This window comes from Rhodococcus sp. BP22, from assembly GCF_014281965.1.
Lineage (GTDB): Bacteria > Actinomycetota > Actinomycetes > Mycobacteriales > Mycobacteriaceae > Rhodococcoides.
The window spans coordinates 193,535-207,286 of sequence record NZ_JACFTB010000005.1 but is presented as its reverse complement, the minus strand read 5'-3'; the positions used below and the strand labels follow the sequence as shown (position 1 = coordinate 207,286).

Genomic DNA, 13,752 nt, shown 5'->3' with positions numbered 1-13,752 from the left:
CGGCCGCGAAACCCTTGACCTTGACGCAGCGTCATAGTCGACACTGATGGCGTGAGAATCAGTCAGTTGGCGGAAGCCGCCGAAACCACCCCTCGTACCGTGCGGCATTACCACCGCCTGGGGTTGATGGACGAACCCCCACGACTGCCGAATGGCTACCGTGAGTATCGCCTCGACGACCTGATCCGATTGATGAGAATTCGTTGGCTCGCCGACGCCGGGGTACCGCTCGGGTCCGTGGAGACGGTGCTGTCGGTCAGCGCCGGTCGCGAGGACAAGAGTGATGTCGTCGAGGATCTCACCGCTTTGATAGCCGGGATCGAAGCAGAACAGGCCAAGCTCGCTGCCCGACATTCCAGGCTGGTCGTGATGCTCGAACGTGCCGAATCGGGAACTGAGTTGTCTGCACTTCCGGCCGATCTTGCCGAGGCTCTCGACAGCGCGATCGACAACGCCACAGATTCGGGTTTGGCCGCAAGCCTTCGACGTGAACGCGACATGCTCGAACTGCTTGCCATATCGGGTCGCGCACCGGATGAGTTGCTGTCCTCGTATGTGTCCATGCTCGCCGACGACGCACGCAGAAGCACATACTTGGCGGCAATATCGGAATGGACGCGGCTGGAAGGACGCGATCCCGCGTCGGTAGAAGCCGAGATCGATCATGTTGCCCAGAACCTGATTTCGCTCTACCCCGACGGGTTCGAGGGAGTGCCGGAGGACTTACCCGATAACCGTCCCGCGATGACACTCGAGGACATCATCGAAGACCCTGCGCAGCGCGAGGTTGTTGCTCGAGTTCAACGACGGTGGGCAGCCGTGCCGCATGAGAATCGATGATGCGCTCTTACTTGTCGTTGTGGAGGTGGATTCGGGGACACATCGACGTTCCGCAGGATGGGGTTCCGCTCGCTGCACACCAGGGCACCCTCGCGATACCCGCCGCTTTCGGAGTGGCAACCCTTGTCGAACTAGTGGTTTTGCACCTGGTTCTACCCTGGCCATGGCTCCGAGTACTTGTCGCAGTCGTGTCCATCTGGTCGTTGGTGGCACTGTTGGGATTGATAGCGATCCATCGTGTGCACCCACACTATGTGACCGATGCACACCTCGTGTTGCGCCAGTCTGGGACAACGGTTCTATCGCTGTGCCGCAGCGACATTGCGTCCGTCGCATTGGTTCGCCGGTTCTCCGAGACCACACCGACCATTCGTGACGGGCGCCTATTTCTCCCCAACGCGAATGGCACCTCGGTCGACATCACGCTCCGCGGGCAGGTCGACGCACAGCTTCCGTCGCTCATACCCAAGTATCGACAGACTGGTTCGATCGGACAGGTCAGTCTCTGTCTCGACCACCCCGCGGACTTCGTGGCCCTCATCAAGGCCGAGGCTCCCCGCACGTGAGCACCACATATACCGAGGGCTCAGGAACCGATCGGCCGGAAGCCTGCGCCTGTTCCGCCGCGCGCACCGAGAATGTTGACCGAGTCGAGAGCCGATGCGTAGACCGTCGGGCTCAGTAGGGGCACTCCATCGGCGTGGCTGGCGATGCCGACGAGGGTTGTCCCGCTGACCAGCGCGCTTCCCGAGTCTGCCCACACTGTCGGTGTGTCGGTGACGAGGTCTGATCCGCGCACTTCTCGGATGGTGCCGCAGGTGACGCCGCTGGCTACTCCGGATTTGCAGACGGGTTGGCCCGGGACTGCTGGTCCGATGCCGGTGACGGTGACTCCTCCTACCGAGGACACCGGGATCACTTTTGCGGGGTCGAGTGCGATGACTCCGTAGTCGGGACCCCAGTGCGAGGTGACGGTAGTCCCGACCGGCCCGGCACCGGGGTTACCGATGAGTGTCACCGGCAGGCCCGGCGAGAGGACGCAGTGTCCTGCCGTCAGGCCGACGAGGGTTCCCGACGCGTCGTATCCGACTGCGGCGAAGGAGCATGCGGTCAGATCGTCGAGGCCGCCGGTGGTGACGTATCCCGTCCCCGGTCCGACGATCGCCCCTGGTGCTGCGACGGCGTTCGGCCCGAAGAGTGCTCCTGTGCCGAACGCGATGGCCGCAGCAGCCACCGCTCCTGCGGCCATCGCACGTCTCATTCTCGGTGCCGCCGGCCCGAAGTGACGGTGGAGGGAGCCGAGAACTCGGCCTTCTGCGTCGAGACGGGCACACCTGGTCCTTGGGGCGGCGACCACTGCGCAGAGACCGTTCCCGGGGTGACTGGGCTCGGCGTCTGGCGTGCGATGGTCTCGTCGGTCTCGTAGTAGTACGAGTAGCCGTCGCCACCCTTGCGGGTGAGGGGCATCATCGTGAAGACTGCGCCGAGTACGTGGGCGCCGATGGTCTCGAGATTGCCGACTGCCCGGGACACTTCGCTTTCGCTGGTGTGACCGAAGCGTGCGACGATCAGCGCGCCGTCACTGTGGGTGGTGAGCAGTGCCGAGTCGGTGACCGGCAGTAGTGGTGCACCGTCGATGATCACGTAGTCGAAGCGTGAACGCAGTTCTTCGATGACGCGACGTGAAGCTTCCGATCCGAGCAGTTCCGACGGGTTCGGCGGCAACGGTCCCGATGCGAGAACGTCGAGTCCTTCGTAGCTGCTGGGCTGGAGGACATCGGTGATGTCTGCTTGCCCGGCAAGAACAGTGGACAGGCCGACCGAGCCGATGAGCCCGAGGTACTTCGACACGCGGGGGCGTCGTAGATCGCCTTCGACGAGGACGACGCGGTGGCCGGCTTCGGCGAGCGCGAGTGCGAGGTTGACCGCGACGGTCGTCTTGCCCTCGGCGGGTACCGCACTGGTGACGACGATGACGCGCGGCGGATGATCGACTTCGAGGAACTGCAGGTTGGTACGCAGTTCACGGAAGCCTTCGGCGCTCACGGAGTGTGTTGCCCCGAAGGAGACGATCGAGGATTCTTTGAATGCCTTGTCGTAGGGGATGGTGCCGACAAGTGCTGTGTTGGCGGCAGCTTCGAGCTTCTTGCGAGTCTTGATGGTGTTGTCGAGCCGGTCGCGAAGGACTGCAAGCGCGATACCGAGGAGCAGACCCACTGCGGCTCCGAGGGCAAGGTTGCGGGTCGTCTTCGGGCTGACCGGTGAAGCAGATTCCTGAGCTTGCTCGACCACTCGGACGCTCGAGGCAGGCGCACCGCCGTCTTCGGGAGTTTCGAGCTCACGGACGAGGGTGGTCAGCTGGGTGCCGAGCGAGTTCGCGATGTCGCGTGCGGTTCCGGGGTTGGTGTCGACTACGCAGGTGTCGAGCAGAACGGTGTCCGGCGTGGACGTCGCGGTGACGTTAGCGGCCAATTCGGCGGGGGTGATGTTCAAGCCGAGTTCGTCGATAGTGCGGGCGGCCAACGTCTCACCGGTGACGAGTTCGGAGTAGGACGCGACGCGCTGCTGCGCGAAGAGGTTGCCCTGGTAGCTTTCGCCCACTGTCGACCCACCGGAGGTGGAGACGAAGACTCGACTGCACGACTGGTAAGTCGGCGTGGTGAGAAGTGAGGCCGCTAGTGCGCCCAGGATGGCGACGGCAACGGTGACGACGATGATCATCCACCGCGTTCGCAGGATCTGGAGGTAGTCCTGGATTTCCACTTGGGCTCCCTAATAATTTCGGTCGAGCTTTAAATTTTATGGCTTGATGTCTTGGTACGCAGGCTCACTCGGTTCGTTCTGGCACCACTTCCGGCGCAAGAGTGAATTGCACGACGTCGAGCTTCTTGACAGTGCTGGATCGGTTCGTCACGCCACGCCTTCCGCGACCGAGGTGGTGCCGATTGCTCGGCCTATGGTGTGGGCGCTTGCTTCACCCAGCAGGTCTTCGTGTTCAGCATCGATGCGGACGACCGAGAGATGGCCGCCGACGTACTGTTCCCATTGCTGCGAACCGTGTGATCCACGGGCCGCAAAGTACACGACGTCACCGTCGTATATTCGGGGTCGGTGTGCTGCCACCCACCGCGGAGCTGCCACTACCGGGGCATACATTCTGCGGAGATGGTCGCTGGTAAGGAATCCGAGTTCGCTTCGTGTGTAACGCAACTGCGTCACGATATCCTCGAACGAGGACCCGGTGACTCCCAGTTGGCGCGCCAGATCTTCGACACCGAAGTCGACGGCGTCGGCAGGGACGTCGGTAGGCACGCTCAGCTGCGGGTCGAGCAGTGCGAGTAGCGCGACGTCCTCCCCCGAGCTCTGCAGGACGGTCGCGACGGCATGCGCGATCACTCCACCGAGCGACCACCCGAGCAGGTGGTAGGGCCCGGTGGGCTGAACTGCGCGGATCTCCCGCACGTATCGGGCCGCGAACGCGTCGATCGAGGCAGGCGAGGCTTCACCGCTGGCGATGCCGGGAACCTGGAGTCCGTAGAGCGGTCGGTCGGTGACCGAGAGCAGGGACAGGTAGCTCCACGCGATGCCGATGGCGGGGTGGATGCAGAACAGTGGCTCTCGTTCGCCCTCGACCCGCAGTGGCAGTACGACATCGAAGACGTCGTCGCCTGCGTCGCCGAGTCCGTCCAGCTTTGCTGCCAACGACGCCGCTGTCGGGTGCGTCAACAGCCAGCTGACGGGAACCGGACGTCCGAGTTCGTCGCCGAGGTTGTCCATCACGCGCACCACCGACAGTGAGTGTCCGCCGAGGTCGAAGAAGTTGTCGTCGACGCCGATACGGTCGGCGTCGATCTCGAGAACTTCCGCGAACGACGCCCGTACGCTCCACTCCAGCGGCGTCGATGGCGCGAGATGCACGACGGTCGCGAGCGTGGGCTCGGGTAGTGCTCGCGCGTCGACCTTTCCGGAGATCGACATCGGGAGGGTGTCCACGACGGTGACCGAACTGGGAACCATGTAGGCGGGGATGGTGCGTGTGAGGAATTCACGGACTGCGCCGGCATCGGTGTCACCGGCGATGTATGCCGCCAGCGAGTGATCGTGCCCGAGGACGCAGGCCTGTTCGACGTCGGGATGCCGCAGCAGTGCCGCTTCCACCTCCGCGAGTTCGACGCGATGGCCGCGGATCTTGACCTGCGAGTCGACGCGTCCGAGGTATTCGAGTTCGCGTGCGTTCCGGTGCTCCACCCACCGGACGAGGTCGCCGGTTCGGTAGAGGCGTGTTCCTTTGTCGCCCAGCATGTTCGGCACGAATCGGCTGGCGGTGAGCCCGGGCTGGGACAGGTACCCTTCGGCCAGCCCTGGGCCACCGAGGTACAGCTCCCCCACTACGTTGTCCGGTACGGGCCGCAACCGTGCATCGAGGACGACGACGTCGAATCCGCGCACCGGTCCGCCGATGGTCACCGCGGCGAGGTGATTCAGTGCGGGCGTGCAGGTTCCCATGACCGTGGCCTCGGTCGGTCCGTATGCGTTGAACACGGTGCTGCTGTGCGACCAGCGTTGCACCAGTTCGGTATTGGCTGCTTCGCCGGCCATGATGACGACGTCGACGGTCGGTGTGGCCGCCGGGTCGGTGATCTGCAGGACGGTCGGGGTCAGGCACACATGGGTGACGGCTTCGCTGGTGATGAACGTTTCGAGTTCACGGCCGGCGTAGACCTCCGCAGGCACAACGACCACGGCAGCGCCGACGCCGAAGGCGAGGAGCATTTCGAAGATCGAGGCGTCGAAACCTGGCGACGCGAACTGCAGTACCCGAGATTCGGTCTCGACTCCGAACGTATCGCGTTGGCTCTGCACCAGATCCGCGATTCCCCGGTGTGTCACCCGCACGCCCTTGGGGGCGCCCGTCGAACCCGAGGTGTAGATGACGTACGCGGTGTCGTCGAGGTACGCGGTGTCTTCGAAATACGAGCGAAGCAGGGCCGGTTCGGGGGAACTCGCCAGGCCGTCGACCGTCACCCATCGTCCTCCGACGGGAGCGAGGGACGCTCTGGTGATGCCGGTGACGGGCTGGGCGTGTTCGAGGATTTCCTCGATGCGCGCGGCCGGATGGTTCGGGTCGATCGGCAGGTAGCCGGCACCGCTCTTGGCGACGGCCCACAGTGCCGCTACGAGATCGGCGGACCGTGGCAGCGCGACGGCAACCAGAGTTCCCGGCCCCGCACCTTCGGCGAGAATGTTGTCCATCAACACATTCGAGCGACGGTCCAGTTCGGCGTACGTCAGCGATTCGCCTCCGTCGACGACGGCTGTTGCGTCCGGCCAGGTCTCGGCGGCTCGGCGCACGAGGGTGCCGAGGGTGTAGTGGTCTTCGGTACCGTCGGTGTGCGAGACGACGTCGGGGCGGGCGGCGAGGAAGTCGAGGCTGCCGAGTTCGATGTCCGGTCGTGCCGCGACGAGTCGGAGTACCGACTCCAACCGTTCGGCGAGGGCGAGGACCACGGAGCGTTCGAAGCGGTCGCCGGAGTAGCCGAGTTGTCCGCGCAATCCGTCGACGGTGTGCTCGATGACGACTTCGAGGTCGAACTGGTTCTCGGAGATGTCGATTCGCTGCGGCGATACTTCACCGGTGCCGAGTTCGAAGGTCGGGATCTCCAGCGCACCGACGGCGAGGAGGACCTGGAACAGCGGGTGCGAGTCGATGGCTCTGGTCGGTTCCACGGCCTCGACGACCCAGTCGAAGGGGACGGCCGAGTGCGCGAATGCGTCGAGGTCGCGGTCGCGGACGTCGGTGACGAACTGCTCGAACGTCTTGTTCGGTGCCACGTCGGTCCGGAGCACGATGGTGCCGACGAACATGCCGACCAGGTCGTCGAGTGCGGGTTCGGAGCGTCCCGATACCGGGGTGCCGATGGCGATGTCGGCGGTGCCGCTGGCTTCGGCGAGCACGGCGGCCAAGGCAGCGTGGATCACCACGAACAGTGTTGCGCCCACACGGTTCGCGAGGCCGCGGAGGTCTGCGAGCGTGACAGCGTCGAGTTCGAACGCGATGGGTGCCGCGTTCTCGAAAGAGTTCGGGGTGCCGGTCGGCAGCTCGAGGTAGTCCGGTAGTCCGGCAAGGGTGTGCCGCCAGTAGGTGAGCTGCTCGGCTGCGACCGAGTCCAGCACGTCCTGCTGCCAGAGGCGGTAGTCGGCGTAATCGACTGTCAGCGGCGCGAACTCGGGTTTTACGCCGGCCTGTCTGGCCGTCAGGGCGGCGGAGACGTCGCGTGCGAGCGGGGCGAGCGAGAGCCCGTCGACGGCGATGTGATGGGCGACGACCACCAACGACACCTCACCGCTGCTGTGTACTACGTTGAGCCGTACGGGTGGTTCGACGGTCAGGTCGAATCCGGTTTCGGCAAGCAGTTTCGCATCGGCGTGGCGATCGTCGATCGAGGAGACGACGATCTCGGCGTCGAGCAGCATGGCGACCGGGCCGTCCGGGGTGGACGGGTAGACGGTGCGCAGCGGGAGGTGGCGCTCGAGCACGTCGATGATCGCGGCCCGCAGAACCTCGAGGTCGGTGTCCGCGGGTAGCGGCAATGCGAACGCGATGTTGTAGGCGGCAGAGCTGGGGTCGAACCGGTTCTGCAACCACACGCGTCGCTCGGCGGGAGACAGGGCGCCGTGATCACGGGCCTGCGCCCGATGCACGAGCGCGGGCGGGCTGACGTAGGCCTCCGACAGCATGTCGATCGCCGCAGCGAGGGCGCGGGCGTTCGGCGCTTCGAACAGTGTCCGAACCGGAACGTGGGTGCCCAACGCGGCGCCGATGCGTGAGGTTGCGCGCGTGGCACTCAGCGAATCACCGCCGAGCACGAAGAAGTTGGCGTCCGCGGACGGATCGACGACGTCGAGGGCGTCGGCGAAGATTCCGAGGATGACTTCCTCGGCGAGCGTTCGGGCTGCCGAGAGGTCTCCGGCTACCGGGGCAGGCGCGACCAGCGCGGAGAGGTCGACCTTGCCGTTGGCGGTGACGGGGATGCGATCGACCGTAACGATGACCGCGGGCACCATCGACAGCGGAAGCCGTTCCAGCAGCCAGGGCGTGAGTTCGCGTTCCTCGGCTCCGACGACCCAGGCGATGATTCGGCCGTCGCGGACGTCGGCGACGGCGCCCTGGACCGAAGGATGTGCGGTGAGGGCGGATTCGACGTCGCCGAGTTCGACGCGTACCCCGCGCAATTGGACTTGGGAGTCGCCGCGGCCGAGGTAGTCGAGGATGCCGGACTCTTGGCGGCGTACGAGATCGCCGGTCCGATAGAGCCGCTGGCCACCGGGGCCTGCGACGAAGCGTTCCGCGGTCAGCGCGGCGTGGGCACGGTAGCCGCGCGCAATCGAGATGCCACCGAGGTACAGCTCGCCGACGCCACCGACCGGGACCGGCCGTAGGCGAGTGTCGAGCACGAGTGCGTACACGTGCGGCAGCGGTGTGCCGATGGTGATGCAGTCTCCGGCGTCGAGTGGGTCGGTCAGCGTGGCGACGACGGTGGCCTCGGAAGGGCCGTACGCGTTGAGCATTCGCCGTCCGGGTGCCCAGGCGTCGACCACTGCGCTTCCGAGTACGTCTCCGCCGACGGCCACGGTGGTGACACCGGCAACCGGGGGGACGGTGGCGAGCACGGCGGGTGTGGACAGGTAGTGGGTGACGGAGTGGGCAGTGAGGAACCGGGCCATCTCGTCCCCGTCGAGTATCTCGGTGGGTGCGATGACCATGGTGGCGCCTGCTCCGAAGGCCAGCACCAGTTCCAGCACGGCGGCGTCGAAGTTTGTCGAGTACCCGTGCAGCACCCGCGAGGACGTGGTGACGTCGTAGCGTGAAACTACTTGCTGTGCAAGGGCATACACGGCCTCATGCGTCACCGTCACCGGCTTCGGTGTCCCGGTGGATCCCGAGGTATGGATGACGTAGGCGGGGTGGGCAGGGAGTAGCGTCGCGGCGCGGTCGGCGTCGACCAGTGGGCTGTCGTCGAAATTCTCGGCGGCCGATTCATCGAGCCACAGCACACCCTCTTCGACACCGCCGAAGCCCAGGTGGGTGCCGGTGAGGATCTGCTCGCGTCGCAGCGCCGGGTAGCTCGGATCGACCGGCAGAAACGCGGCGCCGGACTTCACCACTGCCCACAGGGCCACGATGTACTCCGCGGACCGTGCGAGCGAGAGCGCCACGGTGGTCTCGGGTGCGGCGCCGCGGTCGATCAGCAGGCGCGCCATCCGGTTGGATCGGCTGTCCAGTTCCCGGTAGGTCAGCGCCGATTCACCGTCCAGTGCAATCTGGTCAGCCGTCTCGATTGCCAGCAAGTCCAGCAGAGTTCCCGTCGCACTGTGCTCGGTTTGTGCAGGCAGAGAGGCGAGTTCGATATCTCCCACCACGACGGAGGGGTTCGCCACGACTGCTTCGAGGATGCTGACGAATGCTGCGGCGAAGCGTTCGACGGTCGCCCGGTCGTACAAATCGACAGCGTATTCGATGTCGCCCGCGATACCGTCGGCCGTTTCGGTGACGACGACGTTGAGGTCGAATTCGGAGGTGTCGGTGGAGATGGGCAACACAGTGACCGGGAGGTCCTCGATCGACTGGTGGTGAGCATTGTCGAATGCCAGCATCACTTGAAACAGTGGGTGGCGGTCGAGGGATCGATCGGTACTCAGTGCGTCGACGATCCGCTCGAACGGCAGGTCGGAGTGCGCGAACGCGTCGAGATCTGCGTGCCGCACGCTCTCGAGAAGTTCGGTGAAGGTGCCGTCGCGGTCCACCTCGACCGCCAATGGCACGGTGCCGACGAACATTCCGACCATGTCGTCGAGCGCTGCGTGCCCGCGGCCGGCCGAGGGTGACCCCAGGACGGTGCGGTCGCAATCGCTGAAGCGACTCAGAGTCAGTGCCAGTGCGGCATGGACGACCATGAACGTCGTCGCGTTCTCACCGAGCGCGAGAGAACGAATCTGGGCGTGAACTTCGGTGCCGATCGCGACGGGGACGCCTGCCGTCTGCATCGACTGCACTGCCGGGCGCGGACGATCGGTCGGCAGCCCCGCGCTGGGCCGATCCAGAGCATCGAGTGCGGTTGTCCAATAGCGCAATTGGTCTTCGGCGGCGGCGTCGACGACAGCTCTGTTCCACACCGCGTACTGGCTGTACTGGGCTTGCAGGCGCGGCCACGTGGGGGCATGCCCCGCGGTGCGTGCAGCGTAGGCGACGGTGAAGTCGCGGACGAGAGGATCGATCGACCACCCGTCGACCGAGATGTGATGCATGACGATGACGACGACCGTGGCCTCGGGCGAACCCTCATGCGAGGAGACTGCGAGTAGCGACGCGCGGATGGGGACTTCGGCAGCGACGTCGAAACCCTTCGACGCCAGTTCGGCGATCGCGTCGTCGAGTTCGCCGGGTCCTACTTCGCTGGTGCGGATCTCGGGCAGAACACCTGCCGTGGGCAGCACTACCTGTTGTGGGCCGTTGCCGTCGTCAGGAAAGTAGGTGCGCAGCGACTCGTGGCGTTCGAGCACATCACGCAGCGCAGCGATGACGAGGCTCGAGTCTCCACCCGAAGGCAACTGCACGGCCACCGGCATGTTGTATGCGGGCGAAGCCGAATCGAACTGGTTGAGGAACCACATCCGCTGCTGCGAGTAGGACAGCGGCACCCGCTCGGGCATCACGGTGTCGAGCAAATCGAGCGAATCTCGCTGATCGACAGCCGAATCGATGGCAACCGCGATCGCGGCGACGGTCGGTGCGTCGAACAGGACGGGCAGCGTGACCGCCGAGCCGAGCCTGGCCACCACTCGCGTGGCGCTCAGGGAGTCGCCACCGAGCTCGAAGAACGAGTGGGTGCGACCGACGATCGGTACGTCCAGTACCTCGGCGAACACCGCGGCGACGGCGCGTTCGGTATCGGTTTGCGGGGCAACGTATTCGGTGATCGCTGTCGGTGCCGGGTCGGGTAGTGCCCGGCGGTCGAGCTTGCCGCTCACCGACAGGGGTAGCGCATCGAGTTCGACGATGCGGTCCGGAACCATCCACGACGGGAGCGCGCCGCGCAGGTGCGCACCCAAGTCTGCAGTCTCACCGACGACGTACGCGACGAGGTGGTCCTCACGAACGTCGACGGCAACGGCGTCGACACCCGCCAGTTGCAATGCGACCGACTCGATTTCCCCGAGTTCGACGCGGCGGCCGTGCAGTTGGAGCTGCTGATCGGCGCGGCCCAGGTATTCGAGTGCCGTACCGGAAATCGACCATCGCACCAGATCTCCTGTGCGATAGAGCCTTCGACCGGGCGCAGCTGGATCTGCCACGAAACGGCTCGCGGTGACGCCGGGTTGCCCGTCGTATCCTCTCGCGAGTGAGTCACCGCCGAGATAGAGCTCGCCGATGCCGCCGTACGGGACGGGGCGCAATCGGCTGTCGAGTACGAGTGCGCGGACTCCGGGCAGCGGGCCACCGATGGTGATCCGTTGCCCGACGGCCATGGGTGCGGAGAGTGTCGCGAGGACGGTTGCCTCGGTCGGGCCGTAGGCGTCGAGCATGTCGGGGCCTGCATCGGCGAACCGGTCTCGGAGCGCGGGCGGGCATGCTTCACCGCCCACGTCGAATACCTCGAGGCCTTTGACGTCCAGCGGATCGAGCGTCGCGAGGACGGTCGGAGAGGTGATGAGGTGCGTGATGCGTTCTTCGGCCAGGAGATCGGCAAGCGCAGGGCCCGCGTACACGTCGGCGGGTGCGATGACCAGAGTGGCACCGGCCGCGAAGGCGCCCAGGATTTCCTGAATGGACGCGTCGAACACCGGTGACGCCAGGTGCAGTACCCGCGAGTCCGGTGAGACCGAGTACCGATCGACGACGGCTGTTGCGAGTTGCGCGAGCCCGCGGTGAGCGACGCTGACGGCCTTGGGTTTTCCGGTCGAACCGGAGGTGTGGATGACGTAGGCCTCGTTGTCGAGGTGAACCTGGTGAGCCTGAAAGGGCAGGGGTTCGGCGTCGAGAAGGTCTTCGATGGCCAGCCACTCGACTGTGCCGGGAAGCGTGCCGAGCAGTGCGCGTTCGGTGATGCCGACGCGCACTGCGATGGCACCGAGCATGGAGGTCAGGCGGTCGGTCGGATCATGTGGGTCGACGGGCACGAACGATGCGCCCGCTACCGATACGGACCACAGCGCCAGCACGGAGTGCATCGAGCGGTCCAGCGCGATCGCGATCCGCGTCTCGGGTGAGGTAAGGAAAGGCGAAAGCTGTTCCGCGATATGCCCTGCACGAGAGATGAATTCGACGCCAGTGAGCTCCTGCCCGGCGTAGCGGACAACGGCGGACTCCCGGAGCAACTCGGGCAGCAGAACAGGCTTTGGACCCTGCGAGTCCACTGCGAGCAGGGCTTTCTCTTCGGCGCGCGAGAGCACGGTCAAGTCCGCGAGCGGCAACCCGTCCGGTGCCGCGAGAACGGTACGCAGCAGCTCGAGGAACCGCTGATGGTGCGTGCTCAGTTCCTCGGTGCTGTAGATCGCGGGGTTACCGAGGAAGTCGACGCGGGTGCTGGCGCCGGCGACCCCTGGGTAGACGTTGACCATCATGTCGTCGATCGGACCACTGGAGAGCACGCGGTATTCGCCGATGACGTCGCCGAGCCTGATTGTGCTGTCGTACATCATGATGTTCACGGTCGGACCGAAAGCTCCGCGGCCGGCGGACGTACTGCCCTCGAACCCGCCGTCGGTTTCACGCTGCATGTCCTCGACGCGGAACCGCTGATGCCGCAGCGCGCCGGTGAGCTCGACCTGGATGCGGCGCAGTAGTTCCTCGATGGTGACGTCCGGGTCGACGCCGATGCGCAGCGGCACGATGTTGGACATCATCCCGGAGGAGTCGCGCAGTTTGGTGGTCGCTCGGCCCGAGACGGGGAGGCTGAGCATGACGTCGTCGGTGCCGGTCATCCGCGCGAGGTACAGCGCGAACGTCGCGAGCACGACCGGGACGTCGGAAGAGTTGTAGCGCTGGGCGAGCGCGGCCATTGCGTCGGTGAGCTCGTCGTCGAGCACTGCACCGACGCTGATCGAGACGGCGCTGGGCACCGACGCACCGGAATGCGAGGTGCCTGCAAGACGTGGCGCATCGGCGTGCCCGTCGATGCGGCCGACCCAGTATTCGCGGTCGGCTTCGTAGCGCGTGGAACCGACGTAGGCGGTTTCGTAGTCGTAGATCGCCCGGACACGGACGCTGCGGGTCTTCGGAATCTCGGCGCCGGTCAGCAGCGCCGTGTACACCGCGGCGGTGCGCTTCTGAACCGAGATTGCCCCCAAGCCGTCCATGACGACGTGGTGAGCTCGGCTGTACCAGAAGTAATGTGCGTCGCCGACCTGCATGATCTCCGAGGCGATCAGCTGATCGCGGACCAAGTCGACGGGCTTTCTGTACTGCTCGTCCATGTAGCGGAGGGCGTAGCCGACGGGGTCGCTCTCGTGCCGAAGATCGCGGAAGATCATGGCGTAAGGAACGTTGACGTCGACCCATTGATACGGCTGCCCGTCGTCCTCACCCAAGCGCACGCCAGGCGATTCGAGCTCGCGGCACGCGATGTCGGCAGCCCGGATCAACGTGGCGGGGTCGATCTCGCCACGGATCTCGACGAACTGGGCGATGGTGAACGCAACCCCCGGCGCCAGCTTCTGGGCGAAGTAGATATTGAGCTGTGCGGGCGACAGCGGGAACGAGTCGATCCCGCTGGGGGCACCTTCCACTGACGACACTTCTGCTACCCCTCCTCACAGTTCTTTGCGCCGGCGGCACAATCTTCACTCCGGAAGAACGTTGCTGAAGCAACGTCGATCAGTAGCGCCCAATTACAAACTAGTGGACCGGAGGTA

At 65.4% G+C, this 13,752-nt stretch carries 5 protein-coding genes; 2 read left to right on the top strand and 3 right to left on the bottom strand.

Annotation, left to right across the window (positions count from 1 at the left end; all coding sequences use genetic code 11):
* The first annotated feature begins 51 nt into the window (after nt 1-51).
* On the top strand, nt 52-840 hold the full coding sequence (locus H2510_RS12745) for a MerR family transcriptional regulator (RefSeq protein ID WP_315901357.1): 789 nt from the start codon (nt 52-54) through the stop codon (nt 838-840).
* Nucleotides 837-1,406: a hypothetical protein gene (locus H2510_RS12740; protein WP_186628680.1), complete on the top strand. Its 570-nt coding sequence runs from the start codon at nt 837-839 to the stop codon at nt 1,404-1,406. The genes H2510_RS12745 and H2510_RS12740 overlap by 4 nt, the downstream gene beginning before the upstream one ends.
* A 20-nt stretch (nt 1,407-1,426) precedes the next feature.
* Here H2510_RS12740 and H2510_RS12735 read toward each other — a convergent pair whose 3' ends face one another.
* The 3 genes from H2510_RS12735 to H2510_RS12725 form a co-directional block, all read right to left on the bottom strand.
* Nucleotides 1,427-2,089: a S1 family peptidase gene (locus H2510_RS12735; protein WP_261392909.1), complete on the bottom strand. Its 663-nt coding sequence runs from the start codon at nt 2,087-2,089 to the stop codon at nt 1,427-1,429.
* Nucleotides 2,090-2,097: 8 nt separating this feature from the next.
* Complete coding sequence (locus H2510_RS12730; RefSeq protein WP_186628679.1) at nt 2,098-3,603, bottom strand: polysaccharide biosynthesis tyrosine autokinase; 1,506 nt, start codon at nt 3,601-3,603, stop codon at nt 2,098-2,100.
* 147 nt (nt 3,604-3,750) lie between these two features.
* Nucleotides 3,751-13,635 carry a non-ribosomal peptide synthetase gene (locus H2510_RS12725; protein WP_315901356.1) on the bottom strand — a complete coding sequence of 3,295 codons (9,885 nt, stop codon included), beginning with the start codon at nt 13,633-13,635 and terminating at the stop codon, nt 3,751-3,753.
* Nucleotides 13,636-13,752: the final 117 nt, after the last annotated feature.